General features: G+C 71.6%; 18 protein-coding genes and 1 pseudogene. 12 read left to right on the forward strand and 7 right to left on the reverse strand.

All coding sequences use genetic code 11. The features are described 5' to 3' along the window. Positions 1–397: 397 nt before the first annotated feature. On the forward strand, positions 398–847 hold the full coding sequence (locus tag ACZ6D7_RS18615) for a PTS sugar transporter subunit IIA (protein ID WP_469491580.1): 450 nt from the start codon (positions 398–400) through the stop codon (positions 845–847). A gap of 79 nt (positions 848–926) precedes the next feature. Continuing rightward, positions 927–2,597: a phosphoenolpyruvate--protein phosphotransferase gene (ptsP, locus tag ACZ6D7_RS18620; protein ID WP_469491581.1), complete on the forward strand. Its 1,671-nt coding sequence runs from the start codon at positions 927–929 to the stop codon at positions 2,595–2,597. A 72-nt stretch (positions 2,598–2,669) separates the two neighbouring features. Here the strand turns inward: ptsP and ACZ6D7_RS18625 are convergent, their stop codons facing one another. Both ACZ6D7_RS18625 and ACZ6D7_RS18630 read right to left on the reverse strand, forming a co-directional pair. Further along, a complete protein-coding gene (locus ACZ6D7_RS18625) occupies positions 2,670–3,572 on the reverse strand; it encodes a hypothetical protein (protein WP_469491582.1) in 903 nt (300 codons plus the stop codon). Between the two features lie 156 nt (positions 3,573–3,728). Beyond that, positions 3,729–5,696, reverse strand: a complete 1,968-nt coding sequence (locus ACZ6D7_RS18630) for an acetoacetate--CoA ligase (RefSeq protein WP_469491583.1) — start codon at positions 5,694–5,696, stop codon at positions 3,729–3,731. A 214-nt stretch (positions 5,697–5,910) separates the two neighbouring features. On the opposite strand from ACZ6D7_RS18630, the gene ACZ6D7_RS18635 reads away from it, so the two are divergent. Continuing rightward, the gene (locus ACZ6D7_RS18635) at positions 5,911–8,274 is read left to right on the forward strand and encodes a glycoside hydrolase family 31 protein (RefSeq protein WP_469491584.1); all 2,364 of its coding nucleotides are present in this window, start codon (positions 5,911–5,913) and stop codon (positions 8,272–8,274) included. Between the two features lie 2 nt (positions 8,275–8,276). On the opposite strand, the gene ACZ6D7_RS18640 is transcribed toward ACZ6D7_RS18635, so the two are convergent. Then, positions 8,277–8,813, reverse strand: coding sequence for an NUDIX domain-containing protein (locus ACZ6D7_RS18640; protein WP_469491587.1), 537 nt, complete (start codon positions 8,811–8,813; stop codon positions 8,277–8,279). 160 nt (positions 8,814–8,973) lie between these two features. On the opposite strand from ACZ6D7_RS18640, the gene ACZ6D7_RS18645 reads away from it, so the two are divergent. The 5 genes from ACZ6D7_RS18645 to glpK all read left to right on the forward strand — a co-directional run bounded on the left by ACZ6D7_RS18645 (position 8,974) and on the right by glpK (position 15,149). Further along, a complete protein-coding gene (locus tag ACZ6D7_RS18645; protein WP_469492197.1) occupies positions 8,974–9,399 on the forward strand; it encodes a Zn-ribbon domain-containing OB-fold protein in 426 nt (141 codons plus the stop codon). Then, entirely contained in the window at positions 9,396–10,586 is a 1,191-nt protein-coding gene (locus ACZ6D7_RS18650) for a lipid-transfer protein (RefSeq protein ID WP_469491589.1), read from the forward strand. The genes ACZ6D7_RS18645 and ACZ6D7_RS18650 overlap by 4 nt, the downstream gene beginning before the upstream one ends. A 124-nt stretch (positions 10,587–10,710) precedes the next feature. Beyond that, a complete protein-coding gene (locus ACZ6D7_RS18655) occupies positions 10,711–12,366 on the forward strand; it encodes an EAL domain-containing protein (protein ID WP_469491591.1) in 1,656 nt (551 codons plus the stop codon). Positions 12,367–12,741: 375 nt separating this feature from the next. Beyond that, positions 12,742–13,497, forward strand: a complete 756-nt coding sequence (locus ACZ6D7_RS18660; RefSeq protein ID WP_469491592.1) for an MIP/aquaporin family protein — start codon at positions 12,742–12,744, stop codon at positions 13,495–13,497. Positions 13,498–13,628: 131 nt separating this feature from the next. Continuing rightward, positions 13,629–15,149, forward strand: a complete 1,521-nt coding sequence (gene glpK, locus ACZ6D7_RS18665; RefSeq protein ID WP_469491594.1) for a glycerol kinase GlpK — start codon at positions 13,629–13,631, stop codon at positions 15,147–15,149. A gap of 115 nt (positions 15,150–15,264) precedes the next feature. Here the strand turns inward: glpK and ACZ6D7_RS18670 are convergent, their stop codons facing one another. The 4 genes from ACZ6D7_RS18670 to ACZ6D7_RS18685 all read right to left on the reverse strand — a co-directional run bounded on the left by ACZ6D7_RS18670 (position 15,265) and on the right by ACZ6D7_RS18685 (position 19,837). Then, on the reverse strand, positions 15,265–15,870 hold the full coding sequence (locus ACZ6D7_RS18670) for a GTP-binding protein (RefSeq protein ID WP_469491596.1): 606 nt from the start codon (positions 15,868–15,870) through the stop codon (positions 15,265–15,267). Between the two features lie 218 nt (positions 15,871–16,088). Then, positions 16,089–16,484 (reverse strand): DUF742 domain-containing protein, encoded by a 396-nt coding sequence (locus ACZ6D7_RS18675; RefSeq protein WP_469491598.1) that lies wholly within the window; start codon positions 16,482–16,484, stop codon positions 16,089–16,091. A gap of 9 nt (positions 16,485–16,493) precedes the next feature. Then, positions 16,494–16,928, reverse strand: a complete 435-nt coding sequence (locus ACZ6D7_RS18680; protein ID WP_469491600.1) for a roadblock/LC7 domain-containing protein — start codon at positions 16,926–16,928, stop codon at positions 16,494–16,496. Then, positions 16,925–19,837, reverse strand: coding sequence for a sensor histidine kinase (locus ACZ6D7_RS18685; protein ID WP_469491602.1), 2,913 nt, complete (start codon positions 19,835–19,837; stop codon positions 16,925–16,927). Before ACZ6D7_RS18685 ends, ACZ6D7_RS18680 begins: the two co-directional genes overlap by 4 nt. 420 nt (positions 19,838–20,257) lie before the next feature. On the opposite strand from ACZ6D7_RS18685, the gene ACZ6D7_RS18690 reads away from it, so the two are divergent. The 4 genes and pseudogenes from ACZ6D7_RS18690 to ACZ6D7_RS18705 all read left to right on the forward strand — a co-directional run bounded on the left by ACZ6D7_RS18690 (position 20,258) and on the right by ACZ6D7_RS18705 (position 24,366). Next, on the forward strand, positions 20,258–20,956 hold the full coding sequence (locus ACZ6D7_RS18690) for a hypothetical protein (protein WP_469492199.1): 699 nt from the start codon (positions 20,258–20,260) through the stop codon (positions 20,954–20,956). Between the two features lie 112 nt (positions 20,957–21,068). Beyond that, positions 21,069–21,197, forward strand: a pseudogene (locus ACZ6D7_RS18695) (SRPBCC family protein); the annotation flags it as partial. Between the two features lie 7 nt (positions 21,198–21,204). Next, the gene (locus ACZ6D7_RS18700; RefSeq protein WP_469491604.1) at positions 21,205–22,671 is read left to right on the forward strand and encodes an aldehyde dehydrogenase family protein; all 1,467 of its coding nucleotides are present in this window, start codon (positions 21,205–21,207) and stop codon (positions 22,669–22,671) included. A 129-nt stretch (positions 22,672–22,800) separates the two neighbouring features. Further along, positions 22,801–24,366 carry an APC family permease gene (locus ACZ6D7_RS18705; RefSeq protein WP_469491606.1) on the forward strand — a complete coding sequence of 522 codons (1,566 nt, stop codon included), beginning with the start codon at positions 22,801–22,803 and terminating at the stop codon, positions 24,364–24,366.

Here is a 24,366-nt window from a genome sequence, read left to right on the forward strand (position 1 = left end):
CAAGGAACGGACGCTTCCTTTGTACTCACCCGAGAGACTCTCTCAGGCTTTCCTCCGGGCGCTTCCCTTCGGTCTTGCGTTTCCGACTCTATCAGGGTTTTTCTGCCTCCCTGACCACCATCCTGCAGGCATGCAGAAGGCGACCCAGAGATTAGGATCTGACAAGTTGGATGCTGCTCGGCAAGTGCGCTTGATCGCGTCGCTCACCCTCAAGCAGGAGTACGACTGTACACGCGGCCGCAGAGCGCTTGCAAATCCATTAGGCTAGTGGTCTAGACCACGGATCGGGAGCTCTCGTGCGGAACCGGTACTTCATATGACATACCCTGCTGCACAGTGCGCCGTCCTGGACAGGCAGTAACGGCCCATGTACATCTCCACCCCTGGGAGGCTTCCCATGACCACCGTGACGTCCCCTCTTGCAGGACGCGCCATCGGACTGGCGGCTGTGCCGGATCCAGTCTTCTCCGGGGCCATGGTCGGCCCGGGCACGGCGATCGACCCGGTGCGTGAGCCTTCCGAGGCCGTCGCACCCGTGGACGGAGTCATCGTCTCCCTCCACCCGCACGCCTTCGTCGTGGTCGACTCGGAGGGGCACGGCGTGCTCACCCATCTCGGCATCGACACCGTGCAGCTCAACGGCGAGGGCTTCGAGCTCCTCGTGAACAAGGGTGACAGCGTGACCCGCGGCCAGAGCATCGTGCGGTGGGACCCGGCCGCGGTGGAAGCGGCAGGCAAGTCCCCCGTGTGCCCGATCGTCGCGCTGGAGGCCACAGCCGACTCCCTCGGCGAACTCCGCGAAGACGGCGATGTGAAGGCCGGCGACGCTCTCTTTTCCTGGCAGTGATGCCCCGGCCGTCGTATTGACGGCGTGCAGGACAACCACCGCGGCGGCGGGACCCGCCGCACTATCGGAGACGGGTGAGATGGAGACAACGCTGCGAGGCGTCGGCGTGAGTCACGGTGTGGCGATCGGCGAGGTTCGGCACATGGGAACGGCGGTTCTCGAACCGCCTGCCAAGCAGATCCCGGCGGAGGAGGCGGAGCGCGAACAGGGGCGCGCCCGCAAGGCCGTGGACGCTGTGGCAGCCGACCTGATGGCGCGCGGCAATCTGGCGGGGGGCGAAGCCCAGGCGGTGCTCGAGGCACAAGCCATGATGGCCCAGGATCCCGAGCTGATGGCGGACGTCGATCGGCGGATCGCCGTCGGGAGCACGGCCGAGCGTGCCGTGTACGACGCGTTCGCCGCCTACCGCGAGCTGCTGGCGGGAGCGGGCGAGTACCTCGCCGGTCGCGTGGCCGACCTCGATGATGTGCGGAATCGTATCGTCGCCCGTCTGCTGGGCGTCCCGATGCCGGGCGTCCCGGACAGCGACGAACCGTACGTTCTCGTGGCCCGGGACCTGGCGCCGGCCGACACCGCTCTGCTGGACCCGACGCTGGTCCTCGGTTTCGTGACCGAGGAGGGCGGGCCCACCAGCCACAGCGCGATTCTGGCGCGTGCGCTCGGCGTGCCGGCCGTCGTGGCCCTGCCCGGTGCCGGTGAGCTGGCCGAGGGCACGGTGATCGCCGTCGACGGCAGCACCGGTGAGATCTTCGTGAACCCGACCGAGGAGAAGAAGGCCCAGCTCGAGGCTGCGGCCGCAGAGCGGAAGGCGGCGTTGTCCGCGTCGACCGGTCCGGGTGCCACGGCTGACGGTCACAAGGTGCCGCTGCTGGCGAACGTCGGCGGTCCGGCCGATGTGCCCGCCGCCGTCGAGGCGGGTGCGGAGGGCGTCGGTCTGTTCCGTACCGAGTTCCTCTTCCTCGACGACAGCAAGAACGCGCCGTCCGAGGAGAAGCAGGTCGAGGCCTACCGGCAGGTGCTCGAGGCATTCCCCGAGGGGCGGGTCGTCGTGCGCGTGCTGGACGCGGGTGCGGACAAGCCGCTGGACTTCCTGACCCCGGGCGACGAGCCGAACCCGGCGCTGGGTGTGCGTGGTCTGCGCACCCTGCTGGACCACCCGGAGATCCTGCGTACCCAGCTGACGGCGCTGGCGAAGGCCGCGGAGGGTCTGCCGGTCTACCTCGAGGTGATGGCCCCGATGGTGGCGGACCGTGCCGACGCCAAGGCGTTCGCGGACGCGTGCCGTGAGGCGGGGCTGCGCGCGAAGTTCGGCGCGATGGTGGAGATTCCGTCGGCCGCGCTGCGGGCCCGCTCGATCCTCCAGGAGGTCGAGTTCCTGTCGCTGGGCACGAACGACCTCGCGCAGTACACCTTCGCCGCGGACCGGCAGGTGGGTGCGGTGTCCAGGCTCCAGGATCCGTGGCAGCCCGCGCTGCTCGACCTGGTCGCGCTGTCCGCCGAGGCGGCCAAGGCCGAGGGCAAGAGCTGTGGTGTGTGCGGCGAGGCCGCGTCGGACCCGCTGCTCGCGTGTGTGCTGACCGGTCTGGGCGTCACCTCCTTGTCCATGGGTTCGGCGTCGATTCCTTACGTCCGGGCGACGCTGGCGAAGTTCACGCTGGCGCAGTGTGAGCGTGCCGCGGCGGCGGCGCGTGCGGCGGACAGCGCCGAGGAGGCGCGCAACGCCGCGCAGGCTGTGCTGTCCGGCGAGTAGAGGTCGCGCCGGTGTTCGGCGCTGTCGAGCAGGGGCGCTCCGTCTTTGGGCGGAGCGCCCCTGTCGTGTGTGTCAGTGCGGGTGGCCCGGCATCGGCCCGTCCGTGCCCTCCTGCCCGAGGTCCGGCGGGGCGCAGTAGTCCACACCGGACTCGGGTGAGATGAGGTCTCCGGATTCGATGTCGGTGCAGTAGGCGTCGAAGACCTCGCCGGCGGTCAGGGGTTCGAGGCCGTCTCCGCGCAGGCGCCATCCGTAGATGCGGTCGGGGGTGTCGGGCGCGCTGGTGCGCATGACCAGGCCGCCGGGGCCATGGGTGGTCAGGCCCAGGGCGAGAACGGTGGTGAATTCGAGGGCTTCGGCCTCGTCGAGATGGGTGGCGCCGGCGGTTTCCTCGTCCGCGTGGAGGACGGCGACGAGTGTCTCGGGGGTCCCCGTCACGCTGCAGACGAGGTGCCGGTTGCCCGGTGGCGCTGTGTCGAGGATGCGGCGGACGAGGTCGGAGGCGCGTGCGAAGGCCGCGCGGCCGATGTCCTCGCCGCAGGTCGCGCAGGCGCCGAGGCGGGCCAGGAGGGTGGCCGCGTACTCCCAGGTGGCCTGACGTACGGCCTCGTCGACTAGGGCGGGCACGAGGTCGGCGAGGGGTTGGCCGTCGTAGGGGATGGTGGGGCCGGTCGTGGCGATCTGGGCGGTGAAGCGGGTGCGGTTGGCGGGGACGTCGGGGTCGAGTCCCCGGGTGGTGCAGTAGTCGGCGTACTCCTGTGGGTCGAAGAGGGCCACGGTGGTGTGGGTGCCCTGTTGGGCTCGTGTCCTGAGGAGGTCTTCGACCTGCCGGAGGTAGGTGGCGTGGTCGTGGAAGGTGAAGCTGCGGTAGCGCCGCATGGCACGGAAGTCGTGTTCGTCGGTGAGCAGGCCGATGGTGCCGGCGATCTCACGTCGCAGGACGCGTCGCATGGTCTGGTTGTCGGTGTGTGCCATGTTTCCCCCTGTGTGCACAGTCGATCGATGCTCACTCACAGTAACCGGCGGCACTGACAACGGAGTCTTGGCGGTGTGCGCGGGCGGCCCCGGGGTTCGCCTTGGCCGGGCGAGTCCGAGGCCGCCGACAGGGGCGGATCGCGGTGCTGGGCGCCGTCAGGCGCGCTTGCGGGCCAGTTCCTCGTAGAAGTGGAGGAGGTCGAGGTTGTCGATGGAGCCCGGATTGACCGCCTTCTCCAGTGGGGTGCCCTGGAGGAGGCGTTTGACCGGGACCTCGATGCGTTTGCCGGTGAGGGTGTGCGGGACGCCGGGCACCTCGATGACCTCGTCGGGGACGTGGCGGGGCGAGAGCTGTTCGCGGATGGCCTGTTTGATGCGGCCGAGGAGGGCGTCGTCGAGGACGGCTCCGGGTGCGAGGTGCACGAAGAGGGGCATCCAGTAGCCGCCGTCGGGCTGTTCGATGCCGATGACCAGGGATTCCTTGATCTCGGGGAGCCGCTCGACGACCTCGTAGATGTCGGCGGAGCCCATGCGTACGCCCTGGCGGTTGAGTGTGGAGTCGGAGCGGCCGTGGATGACGACCGAGCCGCGTGAGGTGAGCGTGATCCAGTCGCCGTGGCGCCACACGCCGGGATAGGTGTCGAAGTAGCTGTCGTGGTAGCGGCTGCCGTCGGGGTCGTTCCAGAAGTGGACCGGCATCGACGGCATGGGGTTGGCGACCACGAGTTCGCCGACCTCGTCGATGAGGGGGTGGCCGCTCGGGTCCCAGGACTGGAGGTCGGTGCCGAGGCCGGGGGCCTGGAGTTCGCCGGTGTACACGGGAAGGGTCGGGACGGCTCCGGCGAAGCAGGAGCACACGTCGGTGCCGCCGCTGACGGAGGCGATCCACAGGTCGTCGCGGACCTCGTCGTGGAGCCAGCGGAAGCCGTCGGGCGGGAGCGGTGAGCCTGTGGTGGCGACGCACTGGATCTTGGAGAGGTCGAACTCCCGGGACGGGTGCACCTCGGCCTTGCGGCAGGCCATGACGTAGGCGGCCGAGGTGCCGTAGAAGGTGGCTCCCGTGCGTTCGGCGATGCGCCACTGGGCGCCGGTGTTCGGGTATCCGGGGCTGCCGTCGTAGAGGACGATCGTCGTGCCGGTCAGGAGGCCGGAGACGAGGAAGTTCCACATCATCCAGCCGGTCGAGGTGTACCAGAAGAAGCGGTCCTCGGGGCCGAGGTCGCAGTGCAGGCCCAGCTGTTTGAGGTGTTCGACCAGGATGCCGCCCTGGGACTGGACGATGGCCTTGGGCAGACCGGTCGTGCCGGAGGAGTAGAGCACCCACAGGGGGTGGTCGAAGGGGACCTGTTCGAAGACGGGTTCCTCGTTCGCGGACGTGAGCGCCGACCACTCCAGGGCGCCTTCGGGGGCTGTGGTGCCCAGGAGGGGGATGTGGACGACGGCACGCAGGGTGGGGAGTTCGCGGCGCAGTTCGGCGACGATGTCGCGGCGGTCGTGTTCCTTGCCGCCGTAGCGGTAGCCGTCGACGGTGAACAGGACGACGGGTTCGACCTGCTGGAAGCGGTCGAGGACGCTGCGGGCGCCGAAGTCGGGGGCGCAGGAGGTCCAGACGCCGCCGACGGCCGCCGTGGCGAGGAGGGCGACGACGGCCTGGGGGACGTTGGGGAGGTAGCCGCTGATCCGGTCGCCGGGGCGGACGCCGAGGGTGCGCAGTTCGGCGGCGAGCGAGCCGACCTGGCGGCGCAGCTCGCCCCAGGTCACCGGCTGTGGTTCATGGGTCTCGTCGACATACAGGAGGGCCGGTTCGTCCGCGCGGGTGGTGGCGGCGCGCAGGGCGTGCTCGGCGTAGTTGAGGGTGGCTTCGGGAAACCACTGGGCGCCGGGCATGGACCGGTCGCCGAGCACGCGCGTGTAGGGCGTCGAGAACCGTACGTCGAACCATTCGGTGACGGCCCTCCAGAACGTCTCCAGCTCGTCCACGGACCAGCGGTGCAGGGCCGGATAGCCCCCTTCGGAGGGGGCTCCGTGGCGCTCGGCCGCCCAGATCTGGAATCTGGTGACCTGGGCCTGTGCGATGCGCTGCGGATCAGGCCGCCAGAGCGGCTCGGGGTTCACGGTCGGCATGGGGCGGCTCCCGGACTGTACGCGTCGTGTGCGTCGCCCGCGCACGAGCCTGGGTGGTGCGCGTGACGCGGCTGACACGGACGATGCCATGTGATCGACTTCTGCACCAGGGTGTGCCCCACACAGTCCGTGTCGTGAAGAAGTGGTCCCGGCATGGGTGAACGGCAGTTGAACGACACGCGCGTGTGGAGCGGTGAGTGGCAGGGTGAGCAGCATGGACGGTCGTGACCTGGTGCGTTCGATGAAGGTGGTCGGTTCTGTGGGGGCGGCCCAGAGGTTGCGCACCGTGAGGGCGGCTTGGCGCAGGAGGCGTGCCGACGCCGCCGGGTTGCCCGCGCGGGGTGTCGAGCGCGCGCGGGTTCCGGGTCCGGTGCAGGAGGTGGAGCCGGCGCCGGGTGGCGGGACGCTGCGGTTCAGCCGCTCGGAGCTGAGGATCCTCGTCGCTGTGAACGGGGCGGTGTTCTGGGGCTGGGACGGTGCGGAGCCCGAGCCGTCGTACGCGCTGGCCGGCCGTTGTCCGGAGCCGGATCCCCGGGTGGTGCTGGAGCCGGACAAGGACGGCGGCTGGCGGGTGGTGGCCGAGCGGGTGACCGTGGTGGTCTCGCGGCACGGTGCGATCGAGGTGTGCACGCCGGGTGGTGTGACGTTGCGCCGGGATCTGCCGCCGCGCTGGTGGGAGCCGCAGGAGGGGGGTGCGGCGCGTTGGATGCAGCGGTCGGAGGTGGCGGCGGACGCGCGTTTCTTCGGTCTCGGCGGGCGGGCGGCCGGGCCGCGTCTGCGCGGTGGGACGTACCGGCTGTGGAACAGGGATCCCGGGCGCGCGTTCGGTCGGGGGGACGATCCGCTCTATCTGACGATGCCGGTGCAGGTGGTGGTGTCGGACGCGGGCACGCATCTGGTGTTCCACGACACCTCCTGGGACGGCACGGTGACGCTGCGGGAGGGCGAGGAGGGTGCCGGGTCCGGGCACGACCGGGCCGGGGCGTGCGAGCTGCGCATGGACGGCGGCCCGTTGCGCTGCTGGGTGATGGTGGGCACCCCCGCGCGCGTGCTGCTCGCCTGGGCCTCGCTGACCGGGGCGCCGGCGCTGCCTCCGGCGTGGGCGCTGGGGCACCATCACGCGCGCTGGGGCTTCGGCGGTGAGCAGGAGGTGCGCCGGGTCGTGGCGGGCTACCAGGAGCACGGTCTGCCGCTCGACGCGATTCATCTGGACATCGACCACTACGACGAGCACCAGGTGTTCACGGTGGACCAGGTTCGTTTCCCCAAGCTGCCCGTGCTCGCCGAGGAGCTGCGGCGGGACGGGATCCGGCTGGTGTCGATCGTCGACCCGGCGGTGCGGGCCGCGCCGGGCAACGCGGTCTACGACAGCGGTGTCGCCGGGGACGCGTTCGTGCGGGACGCCTCGGGGCGCTTCGTCGAGGGTGTGGGGTGGCCGGGGGAGGTGGTCTTCCCCGATTTCACGGACGCGCGTGTGCGGCGTTGGTGGGGTGGTCTCTACGCCGAGCGGCTCGCGGAGGGGTTCTCCGGGTTCTGGCACGACATGAACGAGCCGACGTCGTTCACCGCCTTCGGCGAGTCGACGCTGCCCCGGTCCGCCCGTCACGCCCTGGAGGGGCGTGGAGGCGATCATCGGGAGGCGCACAACGTCTACGGGCTGTGCATGGCCTGGGCGGCCTACGAGGGACTGCGGGAGCTGGCTCCCGAGGCGCGTCCGTTCGTCTTCTCCCGCTCGGGCTGGGCGGGTCTTCAGCGCTACGGCGGCACGTGGTCCGGCGATGTCGCCACGGGCTGGCCCGGGCTGCGTGCGTCCCTGTCGCTGGTGATGGGGCTGGGGCTGTGCGGGGTGCCGTACTCGGGGCCGGACGTGGGGGGCTTCGACGGCAGTCCGTCGCCGGAGCTGTATCTGCGGTGGCTCCAGCTGGGCGCGTATCTGCCGTTGTTCCGTACGCACGCGAGCCTGAAGGCGGGGCGCCGGGAGCCCTGGGAGTTCGGGCCCGAGGTGCTGGAGCACGCGCGTGTGGCGCTCGTCGAGCGTCGGCGGCTGCTGCCGTACTTCACGACGCTGGCGCATCTGGCGCGGCGTACGGGGGCTCCCTATGTGCGTCCTGTGTGGTGGGGAGCGCCCGAGGACCGGGCGTTGCGGGACTGTGAGGACGCCTTCCTGCTGGGTGACTGTCTGCTGGTGGCGCCGGTGCTCGACCCGGGGGCGGACCGGCGCGCGGTGCAGTTGCCGCGCGGGCTCTGGTACGACACGGCCACGGGGCGGTCGTACCGGGGGCCGGGGCAGGTGCTCGTGGACGCGCCGCTGTCACGGATTCCGGTGTTCGCGCGCGCGGGTGCCGTCATACCGGTGCGGGGGGACGACGGGCTGGAGCTGGAGGTGTGGGCTCCAGCCCGGGGGCGGTCGGGTGGCGGCCTGGTGGTGCGGGACGCGGGCGACGGCTGGGAGGAGCCGGAGGTCGAGCGGTACGTCGCCCGCTGGGTGGGCCGGCGGGTGGTCGTCGCGCGGGAGGGTGAGGACGGCGTGCACGAGCCGTCCCGCCCCGTGCGCGTGCGCGGCCTCGACGAGGGGTGAGGTCAGATGTAGCGGCCTTCGAAGAACGCCCGCACGGCGTGCGTGTGCAGGGGGAAGGCGAGTTCCTCCGGCCGGTGCAGGAGGTGCCAGCCCTCCGTCTCGTCCGTGGCGGCCGACTCCGGCAGCCGGTCCGCGGGGCGCTCCGGGAGGAGCCCGAACAGCAGCAGGTGGCCGTCGGGGGAGCTCATGGCGTCGGCGAGTCGTACGTCGCGGCTCGCGGCGTCGATGCCGGTCTCCTCCCTGAGTTCGCGGACGACGGCCTGGCGCCAGTCCTCGCGGTCGTCGATGTAGCCGCCGGGCAGTGCGATGCCGCCGCGCGCGGGGGCCACGGTCCGGGTGATGACGACGAGGGCGGTGCCCTTCGTGTCGTACACGGGCTGGAGGGCGACGGCCACCGGCAGGGGGTTGCGGTAGGCCACGGTGGCGCAGGCCGGACAGGTGCGGGGCCAGCCGGTGACGCCCTCCCCGTAGGGCGCTCCGCAGCTCGAACAGTGGGAGTCGCGCGCGGAGTTCGAAATGGAGTGCAGAGATTCGGACACGCGGCGGAGCGTATCCGATCTTGACGAGGGCGACGTACGCGAGCGTCTCGACGCCCTTGCCGCGTCCGGTCCCTGCCCAATTCCCGGTGCGCGTGCCACACTCCTGACGTTCCGTCAGATCCGGTACCGGGGAGGGGTCTTGTCACGTACACGTACACCGGTGGTCGCCGGGTGGTTCTCCGGGGACGGGGACGACTTCAGGCTGCTCGGGACGCGCTGCTCGGCGTGCGGGGCGGTCTTCTTCCCGCGCGAGGACGCGTACTGCCGCAACCCGGGCTGCGGGAGTGGCGATCTGGAGGAGGTCCCGCTGTCGCGGCGTGGGCGGATCTGGTCGTACACGGACAGCCGGTACCGGCCTCCGTCACCCTATGTGACCGATCCGGAACTTCCGTGGGAGCCGTACGCGTTGATCGCTGTGGAGCTGGAGTCCGAGCGGATCGTGGTGCTGGGGCAGGCGGTTCCCGGGGTCACCGTCGCCGGTCTGGCGGTGGGCATGGAGGTGGAGGTCGTGGCGGGCGTGCTCCACGAGGACGCGGAGACGACCTGGACGACCTGGCAGTGGCGGCCGACGGGGGTGGCTGGATGACGGCAGAGGTGGCGGTGCTCGGCGCGGGGATGCATCCCTGGGGCAAGTGGGGGCGCGGATTCGTCGAGTACGGGGTGGTCGCGGCGCGTGCTGCGCTCGCCGACGCCGGTCTGGACTGGCGGGACGTCGGTTCGATCGTGGGCGCGGACACGGTGCGTGGCGGCTACCCGGGGTACGTGGCCGGGGCGACGTTCGCGAAGGCGCTGGGCTGGCAGGGGGCCCGGGTCGCGAGCGTGTACGCGGCGTGCGCGTCGGGGGCGCAGGCGATCAGCACGGCACGGGCGCAGATCCTGGCCGGCCTGGCGGAGGTGGTGCTGGTGGTGGGGGCCGACTCGGCACCCAAGGGCTTCTTCCGGCCCGCGGGCGGGGACCGGCCGGACGATCCGGACTGGCTGCGGTTCCGCGTGCTCGGCGCCACGAACCCGACGTACTTCGGGCTGTACGCACGTCGGCGCATGGCCGTGCACGGGGACACCCCGGAGGACTTCGCCCAGGTCAAGGTGAAGAACGCAGCCATGGGGGCGCTGAATCCGAACGCCCGCTACCGCGCGCGGGTCACCGCCGAGGAGGTCGCCGCCTCCCCGGTCGTCGCCGATCCGCTGCGGCTGCTGGACATCTGCGCGACCTCGGACGGAGCGGCGGCCCTGGTCCTGTCCAGCACGGAGTTCGCCCGCCGGCACGGGGCCGTGGATCCGGTGCGGATCCGGGCCGTGTCGACCGTGACACCCCGCTACCCCACCACCGTGCTGGACCTGCCGGACATAGCCACCGACTCGGCGGTCGCGGTGGATCCGGCCGACGAGCCGTTCCGGGCGTCGATCGCCCGCGCGGCCTACGAGGAGGCGGGCGTGGGGCCCGAGGACCTGTCCCTCGCCGAGGTCTACGACCTGTCCACCGCCCTGGAGTTGCAGTGGTACGAGGACCTGGGACTGTGCGGCGACGGCGAGGGCGCCAAGCTGCTGAGGGAGGGCACGACGGCCCCGGGCGGACGGACGCCGGTGAACACGAGCGGTGGGCTGGCCTCGTTCGGGGAGGCGGTGCCCGCTCAGGCGATCGCGCAGGTCTGCGAGGTGACCTGGCAGTTGCGGGGACAGGCCGGCGAGCGTCAGATCGCCCACGCGCGCGCGGGCATCACGGCGAACCAAGGGCTGTTCGGACACGGATCGGCGGTGATCGCCGTGAGGTGAGGGACACATGTGGCGCAACGGACTTCGGGCGGTGCCGCGTACGCTCCGTGATCGCTCCGGAAACGTGCGTGAACGTCTTATGAACTGCGCCTGGGCGTACGCCCGTAGGGCCATCATGCTTCCCGTGCGCTCCTGGACGGACACTCTCCGCTTCGCCTTCCAGCCGGTGGTCAATCTGACGACCGGAGCGGTGGCAGGGCTGGAGATACTCGCCCGCCCCGAGTCCGGCGACGTCCTCGCCGAAGCCCGCCGCGATCCCGAACTCGACGGCAGGCTGGCGGTGCTGGCGGTCCGGGCGGCGGTGCGCAGGGAGACGCTGCTGCCGCTGCACGTGAACGTGTTCGCCGGCACCCTGGCCGACCTCGGTGGGCTCACCCCGCTGCACGACGCCGTGCGTGAGGCGGGGCGGCTCCCCTGGGAGGTGACGCTCGACATCGTTCCGCCGTACACGCACGTGCCGCAGCCGGCGCTGCTGGAGGCCCTGGCCGCGCTGCGGGAGCAGGGGTTCCGGATCAGCGCGGACGGCGTCGGCGACGGGGACGTACCGCTTCGGCTGCTCGTGGACATCGCCCCGGACCTCGTGAAGCTCGACGCGTCCCTGCTGGCGCGGCCGGCGGCGGTACGGGCGATGCGGACGCTGTGCGACGAACTGGGCGCGCTCCTGGCCGTCGAGGCCGTCGAGACGGAGTCGCAGTGTGCGGCCGCGCTGTCGGCCGGGGCGCAGCTGGCCCAGGGCGTGCTGTTCGCGCCCCCGGCCCGGCTGCCGGCCGCCGAGGTGTACCTTCCGCCGCGGGTCTCCGGCAGCGTGTCGACGGCCGGGGCGGGGCCGTCGGTGCGGGAGTTCGTCCGGCCGGCCGCGCTGCTGCCCGTGACCGCCTCCGCCGGCCAGGTGCGGGCGCTGCTGACCGGGTCGTCCGAGGTGTCCGGGGTGCTGCTAGTGGACCGGGCGGGGGTCCCGGTCCGCTCGGTGCACCGCTCACGGTTCCTGCTGTCGATGTCGGGGCGCTACGGGCACGCCCTGTACGCGGACCGGCCCGCGGCCAAGCTCGGTGACCCACCGCGGACGGTGGGCGTCGACGCGACGGCGTGGGAGGTGCTGGACGTCGTCGCGGTGGGCGGCCCGGACCGTACCTCGGACGACGTGGCCGTCGTCGACCGCTACGGGCGGTGTGTGGGCGTCGTACGGCTGGCGGATCTCGTGCGGGCGCTGGCCGAGAACCGGGTCGAGGAGGCGGTGGGGCTCAATCCGCTCACGCGGCTGCCCGGCTCGGACGCGATCACGGCCGAGGTGGACCGGCGGATCGCGGCCGGGCGGACGTTCGCGCTGAGCTGGCTGGACGTCGACCACTTCAAGCAGGTCAACGACGGGGCCGGGTTCGCGGCGGGCGACGAGCTGATCCGGTCGGTCGGGCGGGCGTTGCAGGGCGCGGCGTCCGGGAGCACGCGGGTGGGGCACATCGGCGGGGACGACTTCCTGGTGCTGGCCGATCCGGAGGGGCTGGATCCGCTGGCCCTCTCCGTACTGGAACACCCGTGGTCGGCCGGTGGGCGCTCGGTCACGTTGTCGCTGGCCACGGTCCTGTGTCCGCCGGGGAGCGTGACGGATCACCGGCAGGCGGCCGCGTGTCTGGCACCGCTGAAGAAGGCCGCGAAGGCGTTGGCCGGGGCGAGCTGGGTGCTGGGGCGCGGCGGGTCGACGGGGTACGAGGTCAGGCGCGGGGCACCGCCGATGGCCGCGGCGGGCCCGGAGCCGGTGGGGGCGGAACCGGGCATGGGGTGAGTGGGCTCCTGTCCGGGCTCCTGTCGAAGAGGCCGCGGAGGCGGTGGAGCGGCGCGCGGCCCGGCGGAACCCCCTCCATCCCGGCCCCCGCCGGCCCCCAACCGTTGTCGTCGGCCTCCTTGACGCTCCCTGGGCACCGGTGAACACTTCCCGGTGTCAGCCGATATCGCCGTAATATTCGGTGTATACAGGCACGCGCCGCGCGGGCTCCCCGACCGAGCCCGGCTCCCCACGGGCGATTCGGCTACGACGGCACGCTCGTCACGGACGCCGGGCGGGGCGCGGGACCTCCCTGCCATGGCCGAAGCAGCCACGCGCACCGCACCCTGCACGGAGCACCGGGGCGGATGGCCCCGGGCCGGCCTAGGAGCCGCCATGAGCAACGCAGACATATTCGTCGGCGAGGTCATCGGTACCGCGATCCTCATCCTGTTCGGTGCGGGCGTCTGCGCCGCCGTCACCCTCAGACACTCCAAGGCGCGGGCCTCGGGGTGGATCGTGATCGCCTTCGGCTGGGGGTTCGGCGTGCTGGCGGGGGCGTACACCGCCGCGCCGCTGTCCGGCGGACATCTCAACCCGGCCGTCACCCTGGGGATCGCCGTCGACACGGACAAGTGGAGCAAGGTCTGGATCTATGTGCTGGGCCAGCTGGTCGGGGCGATGCTCGGCGCGCTGCTCGCCTACCTCGTGTACCTGGCGCAGTTCCAGGCGAACGTACGGCAGCCGAGCGCGGACGGCTCGAAGGGCGCGGACGAGGAGCCGACGCCGACCCTGGGCATCTTCTCCACCATCCCGGAGATCCGGAATCCGCTCGCCAACCTGATCACGGAGATCATCGCGACGATCGCGCTCGTCCTGCCGATCCTCGCCTTCGGGCTGACCAAGGGGCTCGCCGAGTCCGGCACGCTCCTTCTGATCGTGTCCCTGCTCGTCGTGGGCATCGGCCTCTCCCTCGGCGGGCCCACCGGCTATGCCATCAACCCGGCCCGTGACCTCGGCCCGCGCGTCGTGCACACCTTCCTGCCGATCCCCAACAAGGGCACGTCGGACTGGGGCTACTCCTGGATCCCGGTCGTCGGCCCGGTGATCGGCGGATTGCTCGCGGGGCTGCTCTACAACGTGGCCTTCTGAGCGGTCCGGCCGAGCACCGGTCGGAACAACGTCAGGCCGAGCACCGGTCCGGCGCGCCGAGCCGGGCCGTCGGCCCACACAGCCATGTGCGCGGTGATCGCGCGCCCTTCTGAACAGCCCAAGGGGTAGCCATGACGGACAACGCCGAGAAGTACGTCGCCGCAATCGACCAGGGCACCACCTCCAGCCGCTGCATCGTCTTCGACCAGAACGGCGCGATCGTCGCCGTCGACCAGCGTGAGCACCGCCAGATCTTCCCCAAGCCCGGTTGGGTCGAGCACGACGCGACCGAGATCTGGGCCAAGGTGCAGGCGGTGGTCGCGGGGGCGATCGCCAAGGCCGGGCTGCGCGCCGACCAGATCAGCGCGCTCGGCATCACCAACCAGCGCGAGACGACCGTGCTGTGGGACCGGGCCACGGGCAAACCGGTGCACAACGCGATCGTGTGGCAGGACACCCGGACCGCCGGGCTCTGCAACGAGCTGGGCGGCTCCGACGGCCAGGACCGGTTCCGTGAACAGACCGGGCTGCCGCTGGCCAGCTACTTCTCCGGACCCAAGGCGGCCTGGCTGCTCGACAACGTGCCCGGCCTGCGGGACCGTGCCGAACGCGGCGAGATCGCCTTCGGCACCATCGACTCCTGGCTCATCTGGAATCTCACCGGAGGCGTCGACGGCGGCCGGCACGTGACCGACGTGACCAACGCCGGGCGCACCATGCTGATGAACCTCGAGACCCTGCAGTGGGACGCCTCCATCCTCTCCGCGATGCGCGTGCCCGAGGCCGTGCTGCCGGAGATCCGGTCCTCCGCCGAGGTGTACGGCACGGCGGGGGGCCAGCTCGCCGGGGTGCCGGTCGCCTCGGCGCTGGGCGACCAGCAGGCAGCGGTGTTCGGCCAGGCCTGCTACGACGTGGGAACGGCCAAGAACACGTACGGGACGGGCAGCTTCCTGCTGCTCAACACCGGAAACCGGCCCGTGCCGTCCAAGAGCGGGCTGCTGACGACGATGGGATACAAGATCGGCGATGAGGCGCCGGTCTACTGTCTGGAGGGCTCGATCGCGATAACGGGTGCGCTCGTGCAGTGGTTCCGGGACCAGCTCGGCATCATCCGCACGGCTGACGAGATCGAGCCGCTGGCGGCGAGCGTCGACGACAACGGAGGCGCGTACATCGTGCCCGCGTTCTCCGGTCTGTTCGCGCCGTACTGGCGCTCCGACGCGCGTGGTGTCGTCACCGGGCTCACCCGCTACGTCACGAAGGCGCATCTCGCGCGCGCGGTGCTGGAGGCGACGAGCTGGCAGACGCGTGAGGTGGTCGACGCCATGTTCCAGGACTCCGGGGTCCATATCACGACCCTGAAGGTGGACGGCGGCATGACGAAGAACAACCTGCTCATGCAGCACCAGGCGGACGTGCTCGGCGTACCGGTGATCCGGCCCCGGGTCTCCGAGACGACCTGTCTGGGCGCGGCGTACGCGGCGGGCCTGGCGACCGGTGTGTGGAACGACCTCGACGAATTGAAGGCGCACTGGCAGAAGGACATCGAGTGGACTCCGGCCATGGAGGCGTCGACACGGGACCGCGAGTACCACAACTGGCGCAAGGCCGTGGAGAAGAGCTTCGGCTGGCTGGAGGAAAGCGAGCAGTAGCCCACCGCACGCTTGTGTGTGCATAGCGATACGCACACACGCGTGTGCGTATCGCCGTCCGGCCGTGGGCCGCGGCCCGCACCCCGTTCGGCGGGGGTACGGGCCGTGCGGGGGCTCAGGTGGTGACGGTCTGCCGGCGGTCGGAGCCGAAGTCCATCGCGTGCTGGACGACGCCGATCAGGACGTCCCGGACCGACAGCTTGTCGCGGGCGTCGCACAGCACCACGGGTACGTCGTCGTCGAGGTCGAGGGCCCGGCGCACGTCCGCCTCCGGGTAACGGATCGCGCCCTCGAAGCAGTTGACGCCGACGATGAAGGGGATGGAACGGCGCTCGAAGTAGTCGATGGCGGCGAAGCAGTCCTCCAGGCGGCGGGTGTCGGCGAGCACGACGGCCCCGAGCGCGCCCTCGGACAGTTCGTCCCACATGAACCAGAACCGCTCCTGGCCGGGGGTGCCGAACAGGTAGAGCACCAGGTCCTCGCGCAGGGTGATGCGCCCGAAGTCCATGGCGACGGTGGTGGTGTGCTTCGCCTCGACGCCGGTGGTGTCGTCGACCGGACGGCCCGCCTCGGTGAGGTACTCCTCGGTGCGCAGCGGCCTGATCTCGCTGACCGCGCCGACGAGGGTGGTCTTGCCCACGCCGAAGCCGCCGGCCACCAGGATCTTCAGCGTGACGGGCTCCACCGGTGGCTTGCCTCGCTCAGATCGCCCGAAGATCATCGATCACTTCTCCTGCTCGATGGGGGTGTGTGGCGGCGGGCCGTGACCTCCGCCGCCGGGGGTTTCGAGGACGAGGACGTCGCCGCAGGCCGACGTCCACCAAAGTCGCCGCCGCGTTCGGTCACCGTGCCGTCCGCGCGTTCCAGCCTGTCGGCGCCCCCGCCGCCGGGCCGAAGGGTGAACTCGCCGGTCACGTCGTCGCCCCGCTTCCCCGCCGCTCACAGCGCTCGGAGGCCGGTGATCACGTCGCGCAGAATGCTCTCGTCCGGCAGCTCGGCAGGGGGTACGGGCCGGTTCACATGGACGAACTCCGCCGCCACGAGGTCTCCGACGAGGACGCGCACCACTCCGATGGGCAGATCGAGTTCGGCGGCGAGTTCGGCGACCGACTGGGGCGCGTCCCGGCACAGGTCCACGATGTCCACGTGCTCCGGGGACAGCGAGTGGTCCGCTTCGGGGTCGTCCGCGTGGGGTTCGACGACGACCACCGCGATCAGATCGAGGCGGTGCTGGACCGCACTGGTGGTGCGGCCACGCGTCATGGCGTACGGACGGACGACCGGTCCGGCGTCGTCGTCGAACCAGTGGCTGCTTCCGTGACCGTCTGTGCTCATGCCATCCCACTACCCGCCCGAGGGCAGATCGGTGCGCGGGGCGGTGCCGAGATGTACGCCGACCCGCTTGACGAGCAGGGTCATCTCGTAGGCCACGAGCCCCACGTCCGAGTCGGCGTCCGAGAGGACGGCGAGGCAGCTGCCGTCGCCGGCGGCCGTGACGAACAGGAAGGCGTCGTCGAGTTCGACGACGGTCTGGCGGACGCTGCCCGCCTCGAAGTGGCGGCCCACGCCCTTGGCAAGGCTGTGGAACCCGGAGGCGACGGCGGCCAGATGCTCGCTGTCCTCCCTGCTCAGGTCCTTGGACACGCCGGTCGGCAGGCCGTCGCCGGAGAGGACGACGGCCTTGCGGATGCTGGCGACGCGGTCGACGAGTTCGTCGAGAAGCCAGTTCAGCTCGCCGTAGTTGGTAGTGGTGTGGCCGGTCGCCTCTGGTGCGGTCATCGACCGTCCCCCTTTGTCGTTCCTTGTGGTGCTGTGCCGCTGTGGGCGTCGTCGCCCGCGGCGTTCTCTTCCCGGCCGCGCTGCCAGCCGCGCTGGAGGGAGGCCATACGGCTGCGTACCTCGTCGGCGTCCCGGTCGGCGGGGTCGGAGCGGTCCTCGGTGCGTGGCGCCGGGCCTTGCCGCAGCTGCGGGGCCAGGTTCGCCTGCCGTACGCGCCGGGGCAGCGCTCCGAGGCCGGGGCCCTGACCGAGCGGCGCGGCCGTCCGGTTCCCGGTGGTCTCCCCGGGGCCACGGGGCGCGAAACCGCCTGCCCGCGCGGGCGTGGTGTCCGCGGGCGCGGGTGTCTCGTCCAGGCCACCGCCGGGGCCGGCGGTGGCCTGCCGGGTCCGCTGCGGGAGGGCGGGTGGCTGGGACGGCTCGTCGGTCCCGCGCGCGGGCCGCGTCGGCAGCACGGGCGGCTGGATCGAGCCGCCGTTGTGCGGGATCTGTGCGGTGCTGCCGCGGCGGCGCGTGGGCAGGGGTGCCGGGCCGTCGGTCTCCACGCGGCGCGGTCCGGGCCGTACGGCGGGGTCGTCCCCCGTCTCCGTGCGCCGGGGGCGCTGTTCGGTGACCGGGCGGCCGTGCGAGCTGACCAGCTTGGGGGTATGGCGGCCGGGCAGCGGCACGGGGGCGGACGGGTCGTCGGCGGTCCGGTCCGGTTCGCCTCGGGTGTCGAACCTGCGGTGCTGCTCGGCGGCGCCGGCGGCCGGATCGCCGTCGGCCCGGGTGAGGGAGCGGCGCGGGTGGAACAGGCCACCGCGCTCGTCGTCCTCCTCGTCGAGGGCGGCCGGGAAATCGCTGAGGGCGTCCAGGTCGACGGGTGCCTCCAGCTCGACCGGACCGTCCAGCAGCGAGGCCGGGACGCCGGGGAGCTGGACCGAGGAGGAGAGCGCCGGCCTGCGGTTCTCCGCGGGCGCGGCCTCCTTCGGGGCGCGGGGACGGTCGAGGCGGAAGCCGATGCCGTTGGTGTCGGGAACGTCGTCGGTCAGCAGGGTGTCGGGGATGAAGACGACGGCGGTCGTGCCCCCGTACGGGGAGGGCTGGAGGGAGACCCGGACGTTCTGCCGCTGCGCGAGCCGGCTGACCACGAACAGTCCGAGGCGGTCGGTGTCGGACAGCTCGAACTCCGGCGTCTCGGCGAGCCGGAGGTTGGCCTCCAGCAGCGCTTCGGGCGCCATGCCGAGGCCGCGGTCGTGGATCTCCAGGGTGAAGCCGTTGGCGACCCGCTCGCCCAGGACGTGCACGCCGGTGTGCGGCGGGGAGAACACGGTGGCGTTCTCGAGGAGTTCGGCCACGAGGTGGGTGAGGTCGGCGACGGCCGGGCCGGTGACGGCGAGGCGCGGCAGTCGGCGTACCTCGATGCGCTCGTAGTCCTCGACCTCGGCGACGGCGGCGCGCACGATGTCCATGAGCTGGACGGGCTTGCGCCACTGCCGGGAGGGCGCGGCACCAGAGAGGATCACGAGGCCCTCGGCGTGCCGGCGCATGCGAGTGGTGAGGTGGTCGAGGCGGAAGAGGTCGGCGAGTTCCTCGGTGTCGTCGGTGCGGCGCTCCATGGTGTCGAGCAGGGTGAGCTGCTTGTGCAGCAGGACCTGGCTGCGGCGGGCGAGGTTGACGAAGACCTCGGAGACGCCGGCCCGTAGTTCGGCCTGCTTGACGGCGGCCTCGACGGCGGCGCGCTGGAGGGTGTTGAGGGCCTGGCCGACCTCGCCCATCTCGTTCTTGTCGTACTCCAGCCGCGGTACCTCGGTCTCGACATCGACCTGTTCGCCGGCGGAGAGGCGGCGCATCACGCTGGGCAGCCGCACACCGGACGCCTCGTGGGCCTCCACGCGCAGCTGGCGCAGGTCGCGGATGAGGCCGCGGCCGACGCGCACGGACAGCACGAGCGAGACGATCAGGGCGATCAGCCCCACGGCCACGACGGCGACGGCCCTGACGATGACCTCGGTCGCCAGCGGCCGGACGCGGTCCTGGTAGCGGTCGTGGGCCTGCTCGTCCAGGGTGCCCAGTTCGTCGAGGACGTTTCCGGCCGCGGTGTCCCAGTTCCGGGCGGTCACACCACGGGGCATGTCACCCGGCGCGGTGGCGACGACGGCCTGTTCGGCGGTCCGCAGGGGCGCGGTGGTGGCGTTCTTCCAGAAGCTCTCGTAGCGCTCGCGCTCCGCGGCGGGCACCTGGGCGAGGCTGATGTCGTAGACGACGGCCCGCTGGGCCACGAGGTCGGCGACGTCACGGATCTCGTCACGGCCGAGCCGGCCCACGACCAGCGCGGAGCCCAGCAGGGCGTCCTCCCGGGAGAGCAGCTCATGGGCGCGGGCGATGCTGACGAGGGCGCGGTACTGCTTGTCCATCTCGACGCTGTCGACCACATCCAGCTTGGCCAGCAGCGCGTGACACGGGTCGATCAGCTGGTTGTAGAGGCCGAGGGCCTGGGCCCGGGTGACCGTGCCCTCCTCGACGCTGCGGCGCAGGGAGTCGACGCCGTCGAAGGCGTCGAGCACCGCGGTCAGGCCCTCGCCGTCGTCCTGGTCCAGGACGTCGCGTACGTCGGGGTCCTGGGCGTTGGCGCGGATCTCGGCGAGGGCGTCGTCCGTGGCGGTCCGGGTGCGGCGCAGCGCGGAGAGCGCGTCGGCGGCCCGGGGGTCAGCCAGGTAGACGAGGGTCTGCCGGCGTTCCTGCTGGACGACGCGGACGGTGTCCTCGACGGGGTAACCGACCTTCTCCATGAGCGAGGAGACCGTGAACAGCCGGCTCGCCTCACGCCCCGTCAGTACCGTGGCGAAGCCCCAGATGGCGGTCAGGGACACCAGCGGCACGAGAAGCAGCGCCACGATCTTCCGGCGGATCGACTTCCCGCGAAAGCGCATGGCCTCCCCCTGCTCGGACCCCCACCGCACGGGGGTGCACATCTGTGTCAACAACCGGCGCGAGCCTACTACCGACGCACAGTGAACTCGAAGAGCCGTCCGGAACCCGAACTTCCGCACCAGGGTCGAGACATGGGGAGTTGTCCGGTCATTGCGGGAGATTGCGTCCCGGAATCCGGGCTGTTCCCTCCGTCCTCATCCGATCGGCTCCGTGGCGGAGTTGGCCAGATTTCTTCGCAGCTCGGGAATCTTCGAGGCGCGTCGTTCGTCCTAGTCATTGGGAATTGGGGGCGGAACGAGTCGCGGGAGCGGCATGCCCCACCCGGGCGGCGTAATTCGGAGCAAGGCGGGCAGCCACTGGGGAGCCGGGTCGTCGACCCGGAGGCGAGCGGTCTGCTGGCGGTGGGGAGTGACACGGTGATGGGCACGGCGGAGCGGCGCGGGACGCCCGAGAACGGCGCGTCGCGCGGTACGGCGTTGCGGAGTCCCGAGGAACCGGATCGCGACATTCCGGCGAGCGGGGGCGGAGCGTCGGACCGGCGCGCGATCGAGGCGGACGAAGCGGGAGCGGGGGACCAGGAGGTGACGGCGGGCGCGGACCTCGTCGCGGCGGCGTTCGAGGGCGTCCGGCCGGGCGGCTCGGCGCGGGAGGAGACCGTCGTGCGCGGCGCCGCGGCCGATACCGGCGGCGAGCGCGGCGAGCGCGGGCCCGGGCAGGAGCGGGTGGCATACCGGCCGTTGTGGGTCGAGGAGCCCGCGCGGCGGCGCCGGATGCCGGATCCGGTGCGTACGGCGGCCGTGCGGTCGGTGATCATCATCGCCGTGACGCTGATCCAGGCGATGGTCGCCTTCCTGTCCACCCTGGCCGGATCCTGGCTGGCCTTCCCCATGGTGATCAGCAGTGTGTTCAGCACGGTCATGGCCACCTGGGGTGTGCTGGACGTCTGGGTGACCCGTCAGGTGTGGAACCAGCGCAACGGCGTGGTCTCCACTCCGAGCAGCACCGCGCGGTCGCTGCGACGCGAGCGCCGCCGGGCGCGACGCCAGGCGCGGGCGGCCGAGCGCTCCCAGGAGCGGATACGCCGCCAGGGCGGCGCTGGGCAGTTGTCCCACCCCTGAGACGGGAAGTCCCACGAAGTCCCGCCCTGAGGCGAGTTGACGGCGACCGCGGGCCGAGGGCATCGGCGGGCCCGACGTCCCGGGCGGGCGGGGCCTCACCGCCCCGCCCGCCCGGGACGTCGAGGTGTGTGAACGGACTCAGCCGGGGTTGTCCTCGCGGGCCTGTCGCCGGGATGGTGTGCTGGTCCCCCACGAGCACCACATCGGGATCTTCCACGAGTGGCTCGTCGAGAGGCTCGGAGGCGACCATGCCCGATCTGTACATCGACGGCGAGTGGCGGGGTGCGCTCGACGAACGCACCCGCGAGATCCGCTGTCCCGCCGACGGCTCTCTAGTCGGGACCGTCGACGAGGCCGGCGGCAAAGACACGGCGGAGGCGATCGCCGCCGCCCGCCGCGCCTTCGACTCCGGCCCCTGGCGGCACACGCCCGCGGTCGAGCGCGGTGAGCTGCTGCTGCGGGTCGCCGGCCTGCTGGCCCGCGACAAGGCCGCGCTGGCCCGCGCCGAGTCGCTGGACACGGGGAAGCGGCTGGTGGAGAGCGAGTACGACATCGACGACATCGTGAACTGCTTCCGCTACTTCGGGCGGCTGGTGGGGGACGAGGCCGGCCGGGTCGTCGACACCGGGCGGGCGGACGTGGACAGCCGGGTGGTGCACGAGCCCGTCGGCGTCTGCGCGCTGATCACGCCCTGGAACTACCCGCTGCTCCAGACCGCGTGGAAGGTCGCCCCGGCGCTCGCGACCGGCAACACCTTCGTCCTCAAGCCGAGCGAGCTGACCCCGCACACCGCGATCCACCTGATGCGGCTGCTGGCGGAGGCCGGGCTTCCGCCGGGCGTCGGCAATCTGGTGCTCGGCGCGGGCCCCGAGGCGGGCGCCCCGCTCGGCGACCATCCGGACGTCGACCTGGTCTCCTTCACCGGCGGCCTCCAGACCGGCCGGCGGCTGATGGCGGCCGCGGCCGGGACGGTCAAGAAGGTCGCGCTGGAACTGGGCGGCAAGAACCCCAACATCGTGTTCGCGGACGCCGACTTCGACACGGCCGTCGACATGGCGCTGACCGCGGTGTTCCTGCACTCCGGGCAGGTCTGCTCGGCCGGGGCACGGCTCCTGGTCGAGGACGCGCTGCACGACCGGTTCGTCGACGAGGTCGTACGGCGCGCCTCGGGGATCCGGCTCGGCGGGCCGTTCGACGAGCGGGCGCAGACCGGGCCGCTGATCTCGGCCGCGCACCGGGAGAAGGTCGAGGCGTACGTAGCCCAGGGGCTGGCCGAGGGCGCCGTGCTGCGGTGCGGCGGCGAGCGACCGTCCGGCGCCGGTCTCGACGAGGGCTTCTACTACCCGCCGACCGTGCTGGACGAGTGCACGGCCGCGATGTCGGTGGTCCAGGAGGAGTCCTTCGGGCCGGTGCTGACCGTCGAGCGCTTCACCGACGAGGCGGAGGCGGTGCGGCTCGCCAACGGCACCGTCTACGGCCTCGCCGGTGCCGTCTTCACCACCGACGAGGCGAAGGCGGCGCGGGTCGCGGCCCGGCTGCGGCTCGGCACGGTCTGGATCAACGACTACCACCCCTACGTCCCCCAGGCCGAGTGGGGTGGCTTCAAGCAGTCCGGCTTCGGCCGGGAACTCGGGCCCTCCGGGCTCGCCGAGTACCAGGAGGCGAAGCACATCTGGCGCAACACCGCCCCCGCCCCCCAGGGCTGGTTCGCCTAGCCCGCTCACCGGCGGGGCGGTCGACTCCCCTGTGATCAGCCGCACGTGATATCCCTGTGCAACCCTCTCACCGATCCAGGCACCCGCAGCTCGACCGGCTCCCTCCCCTCCCCCACCAGGAGTCCGCTGATGACGACGACCGAGCAAACGCCAGGCCCCCACCACGACGACACCGAACTCGCCGAGTTCGGCTACAAACCCGAACTCAAGCGCACCCTCGGCAACTTCCATACCTTCGCCGCGGGCATCAGCTACATCTCGATCCTCACCGGCACCTTCCAACTGTTCTACTTCGGCTACGGCAGCGGCGGCCCCGCGTACTGGTGGTCGTGGCCGATGGTGTTCGTCGGCCAGTTCATGGTCGCCCTGTGCTTCGCCGAACTGGCCGCCCGCTACCCGGTGGCGGGGTCGGTCTACAACTGGTCGAAGAAGATAGGCAATCCGCATCTGGGCTGGCTGGCCGGCTGGATGATGCTGATCGCCTCGATCGTGTCGATCTCGGCCGTGGCGCTGGCCTACCAGCTGACGCTGCCGCAGATCTCCGACGTGTTCCAGTTCGTCGGGGACGGCACCGGAAAGTACGACGTGGCGACCAACGCGGTCATCCTGGCCGCGGTGTTGATCCTGTTCACCACCCTGGTGAACGCCTTCGGCGTCAAGCTGATGGCGACGATCAACACGGCGGGCGTGTTCATCGAGCTGATCGCCACCGTCGTACTGATCGTCCTGTTCGCGGTGCACATCACCCGCGGCCCGCAGGTGATCACGGAGACGAACGGCACCGGGGCGGGCTACGGCGCCGGGTACCTCGGCGCGTTCCTCGTGGCCTCGCTGGCGTCCGCGTACGTCATGTACGGCTTCGACACGGCCGCCTCGCTCGGCGAGGAGTCCCTGGACCCGACCCGCAACGCGCCGCGCGCGATCATCCGGGCGATCGTCGCCTCGTTCGTCCTGGGCGGACTGATCCTGCTGCTGGCGCTGATGAGCGTCTCCAGCCTGAAGGGCGAGAAGCTGTCCACCGACGGTCTCCAGTACGTCGTCCTCGACGTCCTCGGGCCGACGGCCGGCAAGGCGATGCTGTGGTGCGTCCTGATCGCGGTCACGGTGTGCGCCCTGGCCGTCCACACGGCGGCGATCCGGCTGGCGTTCGCGATGGCCCGCGACAACAACCTGCCCGCGTCCTCGCGGCTGGCCAAGCTGAACCCGCGCTTCCAGACGCCGGTGCTGCCGACCGTGATCATCGGGGTCCTGGCGCTGGCGATCCTGGTGGTCAACATCCGCCAGCCGCAGATCTTCACGGTCGTCACCAGCATCGGCATCATCATGATCTACCTCGCCTATCTGGGCGTGACGGCTCCGATGCTGGTCGCGCGGCTGCGCGGCCGGTGGCAGCCCGCGGGCGACGGACGGTTCTCGCTCGGTCGCTGGGGGCTGCCGGTCAACCTCCTCGCGGTGGTGTGGGGCGCCGCGATGACGATCAACCTGATCTGGCCGCGCGCCTCGGTCTACAACGCGGCCGCGCCCTTCCACTGGTACCTGAAGTGGGGCGCCGTGCTGTTCGTCGCGATCATCGCGGGCGGCGGCTACGCCTACTACTGGTTCGTGCAGCGGCACCGGACCGGTGTGCTCGCCGAGCACCGCCTGGACGCCACGGCCGAGCCCGCTCCCGTCGCCACCCCGTCGGCCGACGCCTGA

Source organism: Streptomyces sp. NPDC041784 (assembly GCF_055591025.1).

What these genes read in the sequence shown, in the direction of transcription:
- ACZ6D7_RS18690 (WP_469492199.1), top strand. Translation starts at nt 20,258, where the DNA reads ATGGGCACGGCGGAGCGGCGCGGGACGCCCGAGAACGGCGCGTCGCGC.
- ACZ6D7_RS18650 (WP_469491589.1), top strand. Translation starts at nt 9,396, where the DNA reads ATGACGGCAGAGGTGGCGGTGCTCGGCGCGGGGATGCATCCCTGGGGC.
- glpK (WP_469491594.1), top strand. Translation starts at nt 13,629, where the DNA reads ATGACGGACAACGCCGAGAAGTACGTCGCCGCAATCGACCAGGGCACC.
- ACZ6D7_RS18705 (WP_469491606.1), top strand. Translation starts at nt 22,801, where the DNA reads ATGACGACGACCGAGCAAACGCCAGGCCCCCACCACGACGACACCGAA.
- ACZ6D7_RS18660 (WP_469491592.1), top strand. Translation starts at nt 12,742, where the DNA reads ATGAGCAACGCAGACATATTCGTCGGCGAGGTCATCGGTACCGCGATC.
- ACZ6D7_RS18615 (WP_469491580.1), top strand. Translation starts at nt 398, where the DNA reads ATGACCACCGTGACGTCCCCTCTTGCAGGACGCGCCATCGGACTGGCG.
- ACZ6D7_RS18685 (WP_469491602.1), bottom strand. Translation starts at nt 19,837, where the DNA reads ATGCGCTTTCGCGGGAAGTCGATCCGCCGGAAGATCGTGGCGCTGCTT.
- ACZ6D7_RS18625 (WP_469491582.1), bottom strand. Translation starts at nt 3,572, where the DNA reads ATGGCACACACCGACAACCAGACCATGCGACGCGTCCTGCGACGTGAG.
- ACZ6D7_RS18635 (WP_469491584.1), top strand. Translation starts at nt 5,911, where the DNA reads ATGGACGGTCGTGACCTGGTGCGTTCGATGAAGGTGGTCGGTTCTGTG.
- ptsP (WP_469491581.1), top strand. Translation starts at nt 927, where the DNA reads ATGGAGACAACGCTGCGAGGCGTCGGCGTGAGTCACGGTGTGGCGATC.
- ACZ6D7_RS18675 (WP_469491598.1), bottom strand. Translation starts at nt 16,484, where the DNA reads ATGAGCACAGACGGTCACGGAAGCAGCCACTGGTTCGACGACGACGCC.
- ACZ6D7_RS18700 (WP_469491604.1), top strand. Translation starts at nt 21,205, where the DNA reads ATGCCCGATCTGTACATCGACGGCGAGTGGCGGGGTGCGCTCGACGAA.
- ACZ6D7_RS18670 (WP_469491596.1), bottom strand. Translation starts at nt 15,870, where the DNA reads ATGATCTTCGGGCGATCTGAGCGAGGCAAGCCACCGGTGGAGCCCGTC.
- ACZ6D7_RS18630 (WP_469491583.1), bottom strand. Translation starts at nt 5,696, where the DNA reads ATGCCGACCGTGAACCCCGAGCCGCTCTGGCGGCCTGATCCGCAGCGC.
- ACZ6D7_RS18680 (WP_469491600.1), bottom strand. Translation starts at nt 16,928, where the DNA reads ATGACCGCACCAGAGGCGACCGGCCACACCACTACCAACTACGGCGAG.